Annotated in this window: 14 protein-coding genes; all 14 read right to left on the bottom strand. The window is 47.0% G+C overall.

The features are described from left to right. Window positions 1-3 precede the first annotated feature (3 nt). The 14 genes from M1K58_RS01735 to M1K58_RS01670 all read right to left on the bottom strand — a co-directional run bounded on the left by M1K58_RS01735 (window position 4) and on the right by M1K58_RS01670 (window position 16272). Window positions 4-930 (bottom strand): ABC transporter permease, encoded by a 927-nt coding sequence (locus M1K58_RS01735; RefSeq protein ID WP_256756945.1) that lies wholly within the window; start codon window positions 928-930, stop codon window positions 4-6. A 300-nt stretch (window positions 931-1230) separates the two neighbouring features. Beyond that, the gene (locus M1K58_RS01730) at window positions 1231-2670 is read right to left on the bottom strand and encodes a four-carbon acid sugar kinase family protein (protein WP_256756944.1); all 1440 of its coding nucleotides are present in this window, start codon (window positions 2668-2670) and stop codon (window positions 1231-1233) included. A gap of 6 nt (window positions 2671-2676) precedes the next feature. Then, window positions 2677-3936: a ribulose-bisphosphate carboxylase large subunit family protein gene (locus M1K58_RS01725; RefSeq protein ID WP_256756943.1), complete on the bottom strand. Its 1260-nt coding sequence runs from the start codon at window positions 3934-3936 to the stop codon at window positions 2677-2679. Between the two features lie 15 nt (window positions 3937-3951). Next, window positions 3952-4638, bottom strand: a complete 687-nt coding sequence (locus M1K58_RS01720; RefSeq protein WP_256756942.1) for an aspartate/glutamate racemase family protein — start codon at window positions 4636-4638, stop codon at window positions 3952-3954. A gap of 35 nt (window positions 4639-4673) precedes the next feature. Next, the gene (locus M1K58_RS01715; protein WP_256756941.1) at window positions 4674-6398 is read right to left on the bottom strand and encodes a glycoside hydrolase family 127 protein; all 1725 of its coding nucleotides are present in this window, start codon (window positions 6396-6398) and stop codon (window positions 4674-4676) included. 340 nt (window positions 6399-6738) lie between these two features. Next, window positions 6739-6957: a hypothetical protein gene (locus M1K58_RS01710; protein WP_256756940.1), complete on the bottom strand. Its 219-nt coding sequence runs from the start codon at window positions 6955-6957 to the stop codon at window positions 6739-6741. Between the two features lie 71 nt (window positions 6958-7028). Next, window positions 7029-7787: an SDR family NAD(P)-dependent oxidoreductase gene (locus M1K58_RS01705; protein WP_256756939.1), complete on the bottom strand. Its 759-nt coding sequence runs from the start codon at window positions 7785-7787 to the stop codon at window positions 7029-7031. A gap of 17 nt (window positions 7788-7804) precedes the next feature. Further along, on the bottom strand, window positions 7805-8923 hold the full coding sequence (locus M1K58_RS01700) for an enolase C-terminal domain-like protein (protein WP_256756938.1): 1119 nt from the start codon (window positions 8921-8923) through the stop codon (window positions 7805-7807). A gap of 15 nt (window positions 8924-8938) precedes the next feature. Continuing rightward, window positions 8939-10075 carry a mandelate racemase/muconate lactonizing enzyme family protein gene (locus tag M1K58_RS01695; RefSeq protein ID WP_256756937.1) on the bottom strand — a complete coding sequence of 379 codons (1137 nt, stop codon included), beginning with the start codon at window positions 10073-10075 and terminating at the stop codon, window positions 8939-8941. A 47-nt stretch (window positions 10076-10122) separates the two neighbouring features. Then, entirely contained in the window at window positions 10123-11139 is a 1017-nt protein-coding gene (locus tag M1K58_RS01690) for a zinc-binding alcohol dehydrogenase family protein (protein ID WP_256756935.1), read from the bottom strand. A 46-nt stretch (window positions 11140-11185) separates the two neighbouring features. After that, window positions 11186-12808, bottom strand: a complete 1623-nt coding sequence (locus M1K58_RS01685) for a response regulator (protein WP_256756934.1) — start codon at window positions 12806-12808, stop codon at window positions 11186-11188. Between the two features lie 27 nt (window positions 12809-12835). Continuing rightward, window positions 12836-14560, bottom strand: coding sequence for a sensor histidine kinase (locus M1K58_RS01680; RefSeq protein WP_256756933.1), 1725 nt, complete (start codon window positions 14558-14560; stop codon window positions 12836-12838). Between the two features lie 18 nt (window positions 14561-14578). Further along, entirely contained in the window at window positions 14579-15394 is an 816-nt protein-coding gene (locus M1K58_RS01675; RefSeq protein WP_256756932.1) for a carbohydrate ABC transporter permease, read from the bottom strand. After that, window positions 15391-16272 carry a carbohydrate ABC transporter permease gene (locus tag M1K58_RS01670; RefSeq protein ID WP_256756931.1) on the bottom strand — a complete coding sequence of 294 codons (882 nt, stop codon included), beginning with the start codon at window positions 16270-16272 and terminating at the stop codon, window positions 15391-15393. Before M1K58_RS01670 ends, M1K58_RS01675 begins: the two co-directional genes overlap by 4 nt. Window positions 16273-16302: the final 30 nt, after the last annotated feature.

Below are 16302 nucleotides of genomic sequence, written 5' to 3'. Positions count from 1 at the left end.
ATGTTAGAATAATCCGCTCTTCGTCGTCTTCTTGGAAATATAGTTACTGCCGAATACTAAAATGATCGCGATGAGTGATTGCAGCAGATCAATTGCCGTTGCAAAAGCATATCTTCCCTGCGCTAACCCCATCTTGAATGCATAGGTTTGTAAAATTTCGGATTTTTCATTATTCATGACATTTCCTAGTAAATACGATTGCTCGAAATTAGAACCGACTAGGCCTCCGCCTAGCAAACTTCCGACTGCCAATATGAGCACGACGACAATCGTTCCTCTGATACCAGGCAATGTAATATGCCAAATTCTTTTCAACCGCCCAGCCCCATCTATTTCGGCTGCCTCATACAGGGAAGGATCCAAACCGCTAATCGCAGCTAGGAAAATGATGGTCCACCAGCCCGCTTCCTTCCACATCGCACTACCGACAGCCAAGCCCCAGAAGTAGTCTGGATCACTTAGTAGAGCGATCGGTTCTTCAATGATACCCAGCGATAGCAGCGCGTCATTGACAATACCGGAGTTCGTCGAGAAAAAAATAACGAGCAAGCCGGATACGACGATCCAGGAAATAAAGTGCGGGAAGTAGCTGACGGTTTGCACGAATCGCTTGAAAAAACGACTCTTGACTTCGTTAAGCATGATCGCCAGCAATATAGGCACCGGGAAGGTGAATACCAGCTTCAGCAAGCTAATTCCTATCGTGTTTTTCACCATTTGCTCGAAATTGTATGCATTGAAAAATTCTACGAAATACTTAAGGCCCACCCACTGACTTGTAAAAATACCTTTAATGCCGGTGGTAATTGAATACTGCTTAAAGGCCATTAGAATGCCGAACATCGGCAGGTACTGGAAGATGAAGACAATCAGCATCCCGGTCAGTACGAACATATGGGCATACTTTTGTCTCTTTATGCTGCTCCACATAGCGGCTCACTCCTTCTTTCTCTTCATCTGTAATCGTTTCCATTTCGTATGAAAGCTGGCTGAGCAATCTCATACTCTTATTCTAAAACCATTAGCAAACGCTGAATATTGATGAAAACTTAGAATGGTATAGCTCATTTTTAAGATCGACACCTTCAGGAATGCTAATGTTAAGCGACTAAATGAGTAAGAAGGGGTAAAGGGGCATGTAAATAAAAGCGCCCCACACCTCCCTGCAGAATTGGCCAGGGTAGATTGGGGCTTGGTTGGTCTTTCTATTCGTTCACATAGCGTGCTTAATTACCGTTCTCCGTTCTTCACGCGGCTGAAGAAATCAATTCCGCCAACCTGTCCGCCTTTAAGCACTAGCTCGAGGCCATCAAGCTGAGGATGCTCTGATGCTGCCCGACACAAAGGTGCGCCGGGAGTGAGTACTGCTGTGCACTCCAGCGAGCAAATGCCGAGCTCGCGAGTGACATAACCAGATGTGTCGCCGCCCGCGATAACTAGGCGTGTCAGCCCCGTCTCGATGAGCAGTGAACGAGCTAACGAACCCAGGATCCCGCCTAGCAGCTTGCTGCTATCCTCTGCTCGGAAGCCGCCGGCAACGAGTGCACTGCGAAGCTGCTCAATGCTGCTGTCGTGGGGTCCGGTAGCGGAGTATAACAAGACACTTCTTCCCATCTCCAGCTGTTCCTTCGCTTCTTCCAGTAGCTGCTGACTTGTCTGTGCCGCAAATTCAGTATCGATTAGCTTATGAACCGGCACGCGGATTCCAACAAATCCCGATGCTACTGCATCACGAATCTGCGCCTCTGTTACGGGAGAGCAGCTCCCTGATACGACAAGCAATCGTTCAACGGACGAGACACTTGTCCGCACTTCCGGCTGCAGCTCCGGCAGCTGTAAGGATTTCCAGCAAGCTCCAAGCGCATATTCAATCCCAGAGGATCCGATCAAGAATGACCCCTCATTGCTGCTTAAAGCCTCCTCCCACAGCAGGTGCCCCGTTGTCTCCAGTCTTTCCTCATCCAGTACATCGAACAGCAGCATGTCCGGCTGCTCCTTCATCACTTGACGCTCCAGCCGCATGCGAACATCAGGCAGCTTACCTGCCAATGCCATAATGTCAAATAAAGATATCCGGTCATCGCTCTGCTCGGCGAGATGCTTTCGCAAATCCGCCTCCTTCATAGGTGTAATCGGATGCTTGGACATGGTCGGATGACGATCCAGCCTGTGCACCTCTGTCCCCGACTTGGCAAAATGATTGCCAAACAAAGTATATCTGCCCAGGTAAGGCACTCCGACTAACAAAGGAATATACCGCCCGCCGAACGTTTCACGCCCCATCCGAGCCGCAACACCGATGTTGCCTATTTCCGGCGATGAATCGAAGGTAGAGCAAATCTTATAGTGAATGATCGCGGCTCCAGCTCTCTTCAGCGACTCAAAGATTGGACGAAGCTCCCTCTCCGCTTCTTCAGGTATTAAGGAACGACCGATTCCAGCCACGCCGAAGGCATCCAAGGAAGCGTAACGCTCCTCCCGCAGTTGCTCATCGTCCGGCGGATCTAAGAATAGTGCCGTCTTGACGCCAACTCGGAATAGAGATTCCAATACATCTGTCGAGCCAGTGAAATCATCACCGTAATAACAGAGCAGCTTACGAAAGCGACCACTGGACGGATCTATGGCTACTCGATTTGCATCAGCTTCTTCCTGTGACCGTAGGGTCATCACGGCTCAGCCCTTTCCATATTTTTCAATCGCCCTCTTCAGCGATGGATGCGATTTTGCATATTCATCGAGCTGAATGCCATTCACAGCGGCTTCCCAGCCGAGCTTCATACTCTCGAATCCGGCTGCCGCCCCATCTGGATGCGCCAGGATACCGCCACCAGCCAGATGCATGACATCTACGGATTTTGTGGCTGCATAAGTGTCAATCGCCGTCCCCGCCCACTGCGCTGAAGAGACGACCGGCATCGAAGCATACCCACCGTACATTGGAGAAATGCATGCCTGAATAGAACGAACGACTGATTCATTACTTTCGTAAAATTTGCTATTCAACCCATTCACGTGAAGATGATCGGCACCCGCGAGTCGGCATAGCTTCTGATAGGCAGCAAACTCGAATCCGAGATTAGGGCAGCGCGTCATCATCCCCCATTGATTGCGGTGTCCGTGAATCGGCACTTCACTATACTCGTTCAAATGGGCTAAACCCGCAAGACCAACGCTCATGATGCTGACCATCACGCAATTCCCACCCGCCTTGACAACAAGCTCGTGATGGCGCTTCATCTCTTCGATATCGCCGGTAATATTGAAGGCATACATGATTTTCTTACCCGTCGCGTCTGCTGCCCGCTCAATAGCTTCCATGACAGCCTTCACCTTCACCTCAAGGGGTGCATATGGCGGATTGGCGTTTAACTCGTCATCCTTAATGAAATCCAAACCCGCTGCGGACACTTCAATGATCATCTTCTGCAGCTGTTCCGGTGCCAATCCAATACTAGGCTTGACGATTGTGCCTAGAATCGGACGATCGTACACGTTAGTCAGCTTGCGCGTACCCTCGATTCCGAATTTAGGTCCGGGATACCGTTCCGAGAAAGCAGCCGGAAGCTCCAGATCCACCATTCGCAACCCGGACAATTGCTGTAGCTCGAACAAATTGCCCGCAATGGCAGACATCAGGTTCGGAATGGACGGTCCAAAATTGTGTAAGGGAAATGACAAAGTCACTAAGCCACTACGATAAAGACCATCATGCCCAGCAGGGATATTGGAGCCTGGAAGCGTAGGTTGCCCTGCTATTCCAAGTTCCACAATCTTCTCAATTCGGGCACCGAACTTCTCCTTAAGCGCATCGGTCTCACCCGGTACCGCAGTGAACGTTCCGGTAGATTGCTCGCCCGCAATCACTTCAGCCGCAACCTGCAGAGAATAGGGAGTTTCCACGAGGTACGTGGCATTTACTCGATCTTGGTTCATTAGGCGACCTCCATTCTAGCTGTTGTTTCCTGCTTGCTCACGATCAAGCTGCTCCAATATCACTTTTACCTGCTCTACGCCAAGGTGCGGACTAGACAGCACCGGCTTCCCCGTCGCCTCATGCAACGATTGCGCCATACGTGCCATTGAGCCCTGCGCCAGTACGAGCACATCCGCTTCCTCCGATATTCGCTTGGCCGTTTCTAACAATATCCGATCGTGCTCTTCAGGCTTGCCTCCAACTAGCGAATCAAATGCTCCGACCGCCAGCCCTTGAATTAATTTGATTTCTTTGCCTAGCAAGGTAGCCTCCTTCGAGATTAAGCGCATCGTTGGGTCAAGCGTAGAAGGCAATGTTGCAAGGACGGCAATCGTTGAGTATTCAGCGGCAGCTTTAGCCGCCATCGCCTGATCAATCTTGACAATGGGAACCCCGATTAGTGAGCTTGCGCTATCCACAACCTCTCCTACAGATGAACAGGTGTTCAAGATGACGTCCGCTCCAAGCTCTTCGCCATGATGATAGTACTGCACGAGTCTTCTTGCGACTCCTGGTGGAACATGTCCAGCTCGAACAACGTCCCCAATCAAACTGTCATCGATAATATTAACGAGCCGAACATTCGGCAGTTGTTCTTTAAATACCGCTTTTAACGGGTCGGCCAATCCTTGACCGGTATAGATGGCTACAACCGTTCTCATATCTGTCGCCTCCACTGCTATATCATTTGGTGATCTTACCAGACAAGCTCATTCTCGTTACGACGTAATGAACCCTCGCGCATAGGCGCTTTATCAAACACTTGACGCCCAGAGTAGAATGGATGCTTCATCCCTGCCGGAGAAATAGCAACAACATCATCTCCACGCCACGTCGTCTCGAACGCCTGCCCGATTGCTGTTTCAGTTGTTGTACGGTGCGACAATGGGAATTCGATTGTAATGATCTCTCCCGCTTTCGCCGCGCCAAGCAGCAGGAAGTGTTCATTCACCCAGGTGCTTGGTTCACTTCCTCTGCCCGATCTTATCTCGCCGTCCAATTCACGGGTATAGCTAACCTTGGCATAGCCCGCCCATTCCGGAATACGAACCTGCAATCTTGGAAGATCACGATGAATATGCAGCACCAGCTTGCCCTCATGCGGAAGATAGCTGTCCACATCGAGCCAAACAGAACCACGGTTGAGCAGGAAGTTAACGCTGATCGCGCCATCTTTTTCCGTAATCGTATTGCTCCACCCCATGTAGAGACCGCGAGTTCCCGAGCCAAGGCAGCAAATCTGCAAATCATTCGTATGTCCGCGGCCGTAATTCACATCACAGCAGAAGTCGTTAGGCGCAGAGTAACCCGCGAATGCGCCGCGCGTACGTTGAGCGATATTCTGGAAAGTAATCTTACCTTTAATTTCCTTCGTGAGGTCATCCGTCTCCTTCACCCAATCCATATCCAACAGCTGCGATTCGACAAGATGATTGCGAATATATCTTTCCACCGTTCCCCAATACTTCGTGTAACCGCTCTTCGCTAGCGTGATTCCTGTAGCTATTAGGTCCACCAGTGAGCAGGTTTCATGCTCATAGGCCTGCTCCTTCAGATCACCCGGTGTCCAACCGAAGGCTGTGCATTGCGTCGTTGCCCAAGCGAAGCTTTTTTCGACATAGCTAATTAATGCCGCATCCCCTGTAAATACCCCGAATCGGGCTAGTGCATCCAACGTTCCGAGTCGAGTATGGAAATGTCCGCTGCGGTAAGCGAGTGAATCGTTAAAGCTGCCATCCGGGTTAAACACACCACTACGCTGTACGATTAGTTGTGTGAAAAACTGGCACAGCTCAAATGCATCCTGATTTCCTGTCAGCTCATGATACTTTAGCAGCGGCATAACTAATCGTCCGCAGAAAGCGGCAGGATCCGGTGCAAGCCGGAGCAGAATCGCGTTGGAGGAAGGCCAACCGCCCTCCTTGTATTCCGATGCAGGATAGTACCATACATCCCGTTCCTTGATAGCCACGCGTTTAAGAGCCGCAACATGCTTATCCGCTGCTTCCTTTACCTTCAAGTCTCCCGTGTCCATGTACCAAGACGTAAGCGATAAAATCACTGCTCGCTGGTCGATAAAGTTAGCATTAGGCTCCCAATTGTGGTTAGGATTCGTCTGACGATAGCTAAGACCATCCTCTTTAAAAAACGATAACAGGTTGGAACGGTAGATTTCTTCAATATCTGTACCCAATGTTTCCCCCGACATATGACGAGCCAGCACCAACGCATCGACCATGCGTCCATGTGAAGAGCCATAATCCCAATCTCCGTGCGTAAGGTTAGCAGGGTCCTTCATAAGATTCGCCGCAAAAAAAGGAATATGGTTATAATCCTGGTCCGCCATACCTACGATGGCATTCATCGCAATTCCGGCTCTATCCTCTAATGTTAGCGTATCGGGCAATCTTCGTTTTTCCATATTGAATCTCTCCTCTTCGTTGTTCTCTACTACTTGCGCTCACAGTAACAAATAACAATTGCTCTCACAAGCGATGGTTTCTAAGCTCTTAAGATTTGTGGGTGTTGAACTCGTGCAGGATTCGTGCATGGACCTCCTGCAGAAAACTGATAAAAGCGCACCAAAAAAGCTGTCCAAAAGTGATTCACTTTAGAACAGCTTTTAATTCGATATTAGTGCCTTCATTCCGCCGCGGCTGCTGCTCTCGCTTCTCCAAGGCCAAAAAAGTGCCTTCATTCTGCCGCGGCTGCTGCATTCGCTTCTCCAAGGCCAAAAAAGTGCCTTCATTCTGCCGTGGCTGCTATTCTCGTTTCTCCAAGGCCAAAAAAGTGCCTTCATTCTGCCGCGGCTGCTGCATTCGCTTCACCAAGGCCAATAAAGTGCCTTCCTTCTGCCGCGATTGCCGCGATTGCTGCATTCGCTTCACCAAGGCCAATAAAGTGCCTTCCTTCTGCCGCGGCTGCTGCATTCGCTTCTCCAAGGCCAAAAAAGTGCCTTCATTCTGCCGCGGCTGCTGCATTCGCTTCTCCAAGGCCAAAAAAGTGCCTTCATTCTGCCGCGGCTGCTGCTCTCGCTTCACCAAGACTTGAACTAAAACCCAATCCCCGCGCCACCATCGATGCGCAAGTCTACTCCCGTAACAAAACGTGCCGCTGGCGAACATAAATAAACAGCAGCCAAACCAATATCCTCGGCACTGCCTAAGTGTCCCATTGGTGTTCTCGACATGATTTTCTTCTCTCGCTCTGGATCTCCAGCGAACGCCTTGCGGGTCATACTACTATCGATCCAGCCAGGTGCAATCGAATTCACCCGTACTCCATGCGGAGACAGCTCGCTTGCTAAGGCACGGACCATACCGGTTACTGCTGTCTTTGCCGCTGTATAGGCAACAATATTTGGAATGCCCATCATTGTCGACATCGAAGAGATAAACAAAATCGAACCAGATTTACGTGACACCATACGCTTGGCGCATTCTCGCGTTAAGCTGAACCCTCCCTGTACATGGGTTTGAAGCACCTCTGCAAAGCCTTCATCACTGGTTTCATCCACACTACACTTGAGATGGTTTCCTGCATTATTAATCAGAATCTCAATCGGTCCAAAGCGGCTCTCTACCTCATGAACCAGATCAGGTATCGTTTGGAGCTGATTGATATCATGCTGGATGTAAGCTGCTCCCGATCCAAGCTCCTCACATGCCTCTTGAAGCTTATCTTCCCTTCGTCCCGTAATGACGACTTGCCCACCTGCCTGCAATAGGGCATGTGCCATTCCTAATCCTAGCCCAGTGCCGCCTCCTGTTATTAACGCAAGCTTTCCTGATAGACTGAACGGATTATTCATCTTTCTCCCACCCTTGTTCAAGCTTCAATTTTTTTGTAGGAAACACACTGCCGTTCAATGAGCTCCCAATCCAGCTCAGCTCCGATTCCGGGACTTTCCGGTACTGTGATCATCCCTTCCGAATCAATGGGCAGCTTCCCTTTCATCGGAAATTGAAATTGATCCTCCGGCACAAAATATTCAAAGTACTCGCAATTGCGAATGGCACACGAGACATGCAAATTAACGATATCCATGTAGTTGATCGTTGTCGTATGAATCTCGCAGCGCAAACCAAAAGCTTCTGCTAGGTGAGCAATCTTCAAGGTGCCAGTTATCCCATTTTTCCAAGATACATCCGCCCGCACAATATCAGCCGCATTGTTGACGATCGATTGTGCGACTCCCCAATGGCAACCTCTCGTCGTTTCCGTAGCGGCGATCGGGATATCAAGCGCTGCACATAGCTGCTTATACTTATTCACTTCGAAATCCCTAAAGGGCTCTTCAAACCACAAGTAATTGAGCTGCTCCAGATGACGTCCGACTTTAATCGCTTCATCCAAGCTATACTCTGCAACTGGATCAGTAAGCAGAACATGCTCGTCCCCTACCGCTTCTCTTAGAGCTTGATGGATTTGCATATCCATCTGAACGGGGCCAGGAGGATGCGCCTTATAAGCGTGAATGCCTAACGATTTGTAATACAGCGCTTCTTCAACATATTGATCAACCGTCTCATGGAAAAGACCGCTCGCGTATACCGGAAGCTTATTCCGATAGGCACCCATATATTTGTACAAAGGAAGTCCAGCAGCTTGAGCCGCAATATCCCATAGGGCGACATCAACTGGACCAGGTAAATATACTGGGAAAAATCCGAGATGCCGATCGATGTTCCACAATTCATGCCAGATGGCTTCTCGATCATACGGATCTCTCCCTATGAGGATTGGAGCAATATTGTCCTGTAAATAAGCTTCCGTAACCGCACCAGATCTTGCAGCCATGGCCACAGCCTGACCTTCAATTTGATTGTCCGTCGTGATTTTGATAACGACAACATCCCAAGGCATCTTGCTCTTCCCTTGCCGCTTCTCATCGAATAAACAATTATCCCGTTGAACCCACCAGGTTTCGAATTTAACGATCTTCATAATAGCCTCCAAGTTCTATTTGCTACCCCCGACAAAGCTGCCGCGAAGGGCTGAAGAATGAAGTAAATGTGGCTCTAACGCGGAACGATTAAATACGATACCATGACCCGGAAGCGATGACGGAACTCCTATCCCGTTCTGTACAATAATTGGGGTTTCCAACAAGCCTAGCTCCGTCAACGATCCTCCAACAACATTTTCAAGCATGTAGCTATTTGTTACCCCACATAACATATGAAGGGAAAGCTCCATCATAAAATGCGGGGCTACCGGTTTACCGAAGGCATTCGCAAGATGAGCGATCTTCAGCCATTCCGTAATTCCTCCAACAAAGGCGACATCCGCTTGTACAATATCGACGGCATCGGCTTTTAAGTATTCAAGAAATTGCTGCTTGCTGTACATGCTCTCTCCCAACGCGATCGGCGTCCGGATGGCCTTCTTAAGCTGAGAATGTCCATGGATGTCTTGATACAGCATTGGCTCTTCAATCCAACCTAGATTTAGCGAATCTAAACGAGCGCATTTCTGAATTGCTTCAGCTGCACTCCACTTCTGATTCAAGTCAACAAGTAGCGTACCACCTGGTCCAAGACGCTCTTGAACCTTCGTTATTCTTTCGATATCCTCTTCGAAATCCGGTTTGCCAATCTTCATCTTGACGGTCCGGTATCCCTGCGCCATATAGCTATCCACTCGGTCTAGCAAATCCTCAACGGTGTCATTACTCCTGAGGTTGATCTCACTGATGTACGCTGGGATTTGGTCACGTGCTCCGCCAAGCAGCTTGTATAGCGGTTGATTGTAGTGCTTACCCATCAAATCCCACATTGCGATATCGATTGCCGCAATTGCCATTGAATTAACGCCCAAGCCGAGACGTCTCGATTGACGCTGTAAATGATGCCAAACCTGCTCGTAATGGAGCGGATTCATGCCGATGACGAGTGGTGCCAAGTAATCCTCAATGAGAGTCTTAATGACCGTACCGCCAATATCTACCGTATAACTCAGACCTGTACCGATCAACCCGTTATCCGTCAGCACTTCAACGATAATGAATTCCAATCCATCCACTTTATTCGTAGCATCTTCCCATGGCGAGCTAGGTGGTAATCGATATACATTCGTCTGAATATTCAGAATTTTCATCAGGTGACCCTCCCAAGGATATCGTGCGATTGTTCCATTATTTAAGATTACATTTCAATAAGAGCTTTAATCACACCGCTCTCCCGCTTCAACCACGTGTTGAAGGAATCTATCGTTTGGTCAAATGGCGCACGATGGGAGATAAACGAATCCGCATCAATATGACCCGCCTTCATACATGCAATGACATGCTCGAACTCTTGCAGGTTCGCCGCCCGACTCCCTAGTAACGTGAGCTCCTTCTTATGAAACTCAGGATCACTAAACGTAATATCCGCTTGTACTAAGCTAACGAATACAACCTTGCCCCCATGAGCCGCATAACTGAACGTGTTCATCATCGAATGCGCGTTACCTGTAGCGTCGATTACCGTTGTTGGGTAATCTCCCTTAGTAATCGTCTTAAGAGCCTCATCTACATCTCCCAACGCATCTACTATAGCATCTACTTGAGCCCATTTTTCCGCGAACGACAGCCGTTCCTTATTCATATCCATAGCTATAACTTGCGCTCCAGCAAGCTTCGCAAACTTCATCACAGCTAGCCCTATCGGTCCCGCTCCGACGACTAATACAACTTCATCAGACTCAATCCGTGCCCGATTGACAGCATGTAAACCAATACTTAACGGCTCGATAATCGCAATTTGATTCACACTCATGCCCTCTGCCTTAACGATGTACTCCGTTGGAACGGTCATATATTCACACATGGAGCCGTCAGCATGAACGCCGAGCACCTTTAACTGGGAGCATGCGTTGGACTTCCCTTGACGACAAGCAATACAGGTCTGACAGGCAATATAGGGCATAACCGTAACTCGATCACCTGCTCGTAGACCACCCGATTTCCCGCTTGATACTTCAGCGATTTCTCCAGCGATTTCATGACCCAATACTCTTGGATAGGCAAAGTAAGGCTGATTACCACGAAAAGCATGATAGTCAGTACCGCATACACCGACAGCAAGAACCTTGATTAATGCTTCTCCCTCCTTCGGAGTAGGGATTGCTATTTGCTGCATTTCGAATAAATCAGGCTTTCTGCACACTAAGCTTCTCATCGATAGGACTCCTCATCTATTAAATACGAGTATAGTATCTTGTTCGTTAAACATGAGAATTCCGATACTCCTGTGGCGTCGTTCCATAATGCTTCTTGAACAGCTTGATGAAATAGTGAGGATTCTGGTAACCCACCTCTATGGAAATCTCATATACCTTTTTAGTGCTTGATTTCAATAGCTGAATCGACTTTTCTAATTTGAGCTTCGTAATATAGTCGCTTATGTTTTCCCCCATCTCCAGCTTATAAAGCCGAGATAAGTAGGAAGGATGTAGCCTCAAGTGATCCGCGATCGATTGCACCGAGATATCGTAGCTGAGATTAGACAGAATATATTTCTGCGCTTCCTTCACTGTCGACAACCGGGCACTATGTGTTTCACTTTGCGCTTGCAGCTGAAATTTGTTAAATACGCTCCATACCCACTCACTCAAATGCTTAACCGTTTTACAGGGCAGCAGCTCTTTCGCTCGCAAATAGTCGTTATCTATGAGATCGATTAGCTTCTTCCCATTGGTATGAGCCATATTAGAGAAGGCCGCGTATACCGCGAAAAAGGCTTCCATCAGATGCTCAGGAGATTCCGCCCAGCGCTGCTCCAATTCCTCGATGATATATTCCAGTTTCTGCGCAATGGCGTTCCAATCTCCTGCTTCCATAAGATGGAGCAGTACCGGAGGCTCGTATAAGCGTTGAAGTGTGCTAATATCCGCCATTTGTCCGCCGTCCGTGATAAATAGCGGCATGTCCTGCTCGCTGCCGAAGCGCTGCCGAAATAAGAGCAATAGATTATGGTAAGTTCGAAGCAAATCATTCGGAAAAACACCTCCATGCCCGAAAAGCACAGATATGTTTCGTTTCAAATAATGCTGAACATTCATCTGGAATTGATTGATTAATCGATTTAACAATACTTCAGAAGGCTGAATTAACGCTGAATCAAGCTGTTTCGGAATGAGCACAACCGCCAAATAATCATGAACATCTCGACAACACCAGATATGGTAGCATTCCTCGAACGTTTCTTCCGCCATATTGCCAACTGCGAATTCCATCAATGATATTTCATAGGGGTCGTAGTCAGAGAATTGCTCCTTGAAACGGATGAGCATCATCGCAACATGCTCACCGATGTCTATCGGCACTTCTAGAAGATTGATTTTCTCGGCAAGCTTCTCTGACGTAATCCGCTTACCTTGGAGCAAATCATACAACAGCTCGCTACGAAACCTGGGGATATGCTCACGCATCGTATCCTTCGCCCGTTGAACGACACTATGGGATTCTCGTTCCACACGAATCGTTTCAACCACGGTTTGAACCCGCGTTATAAGCTCTTGATCACTGATGGGCTTAAGAATGTAATCACATATATTATTCTGGATAGCCGTTTGCGCATAATCGAAATCTGCATGGGCGGTCAGCAGCAAACACTTCGTATGCTTCCAATGCAAATATATATTTCGCGATAATTCCAAACCATCCATCCCTGGCATACCAACATCCGTAATGACAATATCGATTTGATGAATATTTAACAAATTCATAGCCTCTAGGGCGGAATAAGCCTTATGCACCGCGCCAATGCCTAGCTCTTCCCAATGAATCGTCTGGGCTAGCGTATCCACGACACTCATCTCATCATCTACGAGCAGTAGCTGAAGCATCTTATCGACTCCTCCTCTAGGCACCTATCAATCGGGTTCTTTCCAATGTACGATGACTCGTAAGCCTCCAAGTGGAGAAGATTCGAACTTTAGACCTGCGTACTGATCGTATTGATAGAACAATCTTTGATGCACATTCCATAATCCGCAGCCCTCCTCCTGATCAAGAGGTTGGGACACCTTTAACGTCAGGTCTCTAAGTAGCTCTTCCGTGATTCCTCCACCATTATCATCAATAATGATGCGGTATTGTCCATCACTCTGTTCTCCAGCAATATGAATGATGCCATAGTTTTCATTTTTTTCGACACTATGGATAATTGTGTTTTCCACGATCGGCTGAATCATTAATCTCGGAATTTGTAGATTAGACATCCATTCAGGAATGTCTATCTCATAATGAAACCGTTGGATTCTCAAGTTCTGGATCGTCAAATAGTTTTCAATGAGATGTATTTCCTCTTGAAGCGTCGTTAATGTATGTTCCAGCTTCGTAATGTAACGGAAGTATTCCCCCAAGTTGAGAATCATCGTCGTCGCGGCCTCTTTATCATCCACAGCAATCATATTTTTCACAAAAAATAAGCTATTAGACAAGAAGTGAGGATTAATCTGCGACTGCAGATGCTTCAGCTTAACTTCACGGAACCGAATATTTTCCACGTAAACCTTCTCCAGTAACCGCTGAATTTCATCCGTCATCTCATTAAACTTCGTAAACAAGAAGTCAAATTCATTTCGTGGTCGGAAGTTCAATCGATGGGAATAGGAGCCCGTTTGAATTTTCTGAACTCCCCTGAGCAGTATCTTGATCGGTCTCTGGACCTGCCGGTACAACACAATCGTTGCCAATACACCGATGAGTAAGATGAGCGCAATCGCTCCGTAAAATAAATTCCGACTCTTCGTGATTGGAGCAAGCACCTGCTTAAGCGGCAGGTAGTCAACTGTATACCATCCTAAGCTCTTTGATTGAACATAACTGACTAAATACTGCTCTTTGCCGATGACTATCGTCTGATATCCTGATTTACTAAGGGTTTGCTTGTCCATCACGCTTGATATCTGCTTCGTTATGTCACTGTTTGCGATATCCCCTACCGTAGTCTGAACTCCTTGCTTGTAAAAAAATGCATTTACATTCTGTCCATCATTCTTATAGTCACCTAACATACGAAGCATATTGCTTTCAAAGAAACGAATCTCTACAACCGCATCCGCTTCGAGCAGACTTTTATTCACGAGCAACGGACTCCAAAGTACTTTAGAAAAATAACCCTCGTTCTGGTCATTTGGAGTTGGGTGGTATGTCCATGTCTTTGCCGTATGGTTACGTAAGTATTCGTCGCTATACGTGCTGAAGTAGTCATTAGATATCGACTGCTTCGATCGTGGTAAATAGATAATGAGACTGTTCTTCCAACTGCTAGATACACTTAATAAGCCTAGCTTCTGAATCAAATCCTCTTGCGCTTGCAGCTGCGCATAGGAATCAGGTGTTGACTCCGACTCCCCTAGCTTCTTCACGCTTGGATCCTTGCTAACAATAATGGAGAGAATGGATAACTGCTCTACAATGTTGTCGATCTGACTTGTGAAGAAGCTGAGTCTATTCAGATTCTTATCCTGCAATTCTTGCCTGATTACACTAACCGAGGTATGGTTCGTGTAGCTGTAGATAATGACAATGGGTAATATTAAAAGCATGATCAACAGGATCATCTTGCTAAATGTATTCCACCTTTGATGCATTACCACAGCTCCTTAAACCTAACCTTTGACCGCGCCTGCCGATAACCCGCTAACGACATATTTTTGCGCCAGCATCGCAATAATGATGACCGGAAGTGTAATAATACAAGCCGCAGCCATTAATGCACCCCAATTAATCGATGTTCCGCCCATGAAGTTGTAAACCGCAATAGGGAGTGTCTTCGTCTTCTCACCCGCTAACACGAAGGAGAACATAAAGTTATTCCATGAGAAAATAAATGCTAGCAAGGATGATGTAATTATACCCGGAAGGGAAACCGGCAGCACCATCTGTACAAAGGTACGGATTTTGGAGCTACCATCAATCCATGAGGACTCCTCAATCTCCCGTGGGAATGAGCTGAAGAATGGAATCATGATCCACATGATGAAAGGAAGCCCGATGACCATATGACTCATAATTAATCCGATATACGTATCAATAAGATGCATCTTATTGAAGATTACATACCAAGGAACCAAATAACTAATTCCAGGCAAAATCTTAGCCACGAGAATAATAAGTGATAAGTTATGCATCTTGTATTTAGCAATCGCGTAAGCAGCTGGAAGTCCGAGCACTAACGATCCTAAAGTAGATAAAGTCGCTACAACAAAGCTGCTCGTTATATATTTCAGATAGTCATAATCTTCGAAAACGGATACATAATTTTTAAGCGTCGGTGTAAATTTGAACAAATAATCAGGATTGAGAATTTGAAGCTGTGACTTAAAGGATGCCGTTATCATCCAGAAGAACGGAAACAAAAGGCAGACTATGACAATAACATTCAATAGAGAATAACCAATACGGGCTGTCATTGTCGTTTTCATTCTAAACCACCTAACCTTTTGCGTATAGCCGTTAATAATAAAACAATCACAATAAGAATGATGAAGAATACCATAAGCAATGCTGAAGCGTAACCGAACTGGAACCTAGAGAAGGCTGTATCGAAGATCATCAGATTCAACGTTTGGGAAGCAAAATTCGGTCCCCCCTGAGTCGTTGCATAGATCGTATCGAAGGTTTTAACTAGGTCTATCATACGTAAAGTTACAGCTGTAAGAATCGTAGGCATAAGCAACGGCAAAGTAATGTGAAAAAACTTCTGCCAAGCATTGGCCCCATCCACACTTGCGGATTCATAGGGATCGGAAGGAATTGTCGCTATCCCCGCGATCGTGATTAACGCTATCATCGGAGTCCATTGCCATACGTCTACCAGAATAAGAGAAGGCATAACCTGTGTAACCGAGCCTAGCCATTCCTGAGTTTCGAAGCCTAGTTGCTTTAAGAGTTGGTTGGCTAATCCAATCGATGGCTCGTATATGAGCAACCAGACTAACCCGATCGATACTGGAGTAGCTACCATCGGTAGCATCATCATCGTCTTGATCGTTTTAGCACCGGCCATTTTTCGAGAGAATAGAATTGCAATTGCTACACCTAGAATCGTTTCCAGAACGATACTAATAGAAGAATGATAGAAGGTAATCCATAAGGCATCCCAAAATTCCTTACCTTTGAGCAGTGTAATATAGTTGTCTAGCCCGATCCATTTCGATGGATTAACTGCGGACATGCTCCATTCAAAGAAGCTAAGCCGTGCTGTGTAGAAGATTGGGTACGCAACCATTAAAGCAATGAATAACAGGGCTGGCAGCATAAATACCCACTTGATATTACGATCTAACCAGTTGGTAATCACCGAACCTCCTCCTTCTCATGAAGATAACGC

This window comes from Cohnella sp. WQ 127256 (assembly GCF_024519285.1).
In the GTDB taxonomy this organism is placed as follows: domain Bacteria; phylum Bacillota; class Bacilli; order Paenibacillales; family Paenibacillaceae; genus Cohnella.
The sequence above is the reverse complement of the archived record's forward strand: the minus strand, read 5'-3'. Positions and strand labels throughout refer to the sequence as shown.

What these genes read in the sequence shown, in the direction of transcription:
- M1K58_RS01675 (WP_256756932.1), bottom strand. Translation starts at nt 15,394, where the DNA reads ATGAAAACGACAATGACAGCCCGTATTGGTTATTCTCTATTGAATGTT.
- M1K58_RS01735 (WP_256756945.1), bottom strand. Translation starts at nt 930, where the DNA reads ATGTGGAGCAGCATAAAGAGACAAAAGTATGCCCATATGTTCGTACTG.
- M1K58_RS01705 (WP_256756939.1), bottom strand. Translation starts at nt 7,787, where the DNA reads ATGAATAATCCGTTCAGTCTATCAGGAAAGCTTGCGTTAATAACAGGA.
- M1K58_RS01690 (WP_256756935.1), bottom strand. Translation starts at nt 11,139, where the DNA reads ATGAGAAGCTTAGTGTGCAGAAAGCCTGATTTATTCGAAATGCAGCAA.
- M1K58_RS01680 (WP_256756933.1), bottom strand. Translation starts at nt 14,560, where the DNA reads ATGCATCAAAGGTGGAATACATTTAGCAAGATGATCCTGTTGATCATG.
- M1K58_RS01700 (WP_256756938.1), bottom strand. Translation starts at nt 8,923, where the DNA reads ATGAAGATCGTTAAATTCGAAACCTGGTGGGTTCAACGGGATAATTGT.
- M1K58_RS01710 (WP_256756940.1), bottom strand. Translation starts at nt 6,957, where the DNA reads ATGCAGCAGCCGCGGCAGAATGAAGGCACTTTTTTGGCCTTGGAGAAG.
- M1K58_RS01695 (WP_256756937.1), bottom strand. Translation starts at nt 10,075, where the DNA reads ATGAAAATTCTGAATATTCAGACGAATGTATATCGATTACCACCTAGC.
- M1K58_RS01685 (WP_256756934.1), bottom strand. Translation starts at nt 12,808, where the DNA reads ATGCTTCAGCTACTGCTCGTAGATGATGAGATGAGTGTCGTGGATACG.
- M1K58_RS01720 (WP_256756942.1), bottom strand. Translation starts at nt 4,638, where the DNA reads ATGAGAACGGTTGTAGCCATCTATACCGGTCAAGGATTGGCCGACCCG.
- M1K58_RS01730 (WP_256756944.1), bottom strand. Translation starts at nt 2,670, where the DNA reads ATGACCCTACGGTCACAGGAAGAAGCTGATGCAAATCGAGTAGCCATA.
- M1K58_RS01725 (WP_256756943.1), bottom strand. Translation starts at nt 3,936, where the DNA reads ATGAACCAAGATCGAGTAAATGCCACGTACCTCGTGGAAACTCCCTAT.
- M1K58_RS01715 (WP_256756941.1), bottom strand. Translation starts at nt 6,398, where the DNA reads ATGGAAAAACGAAGATTGCCCGATACGCTAACATTAGAGGATAGAGCC.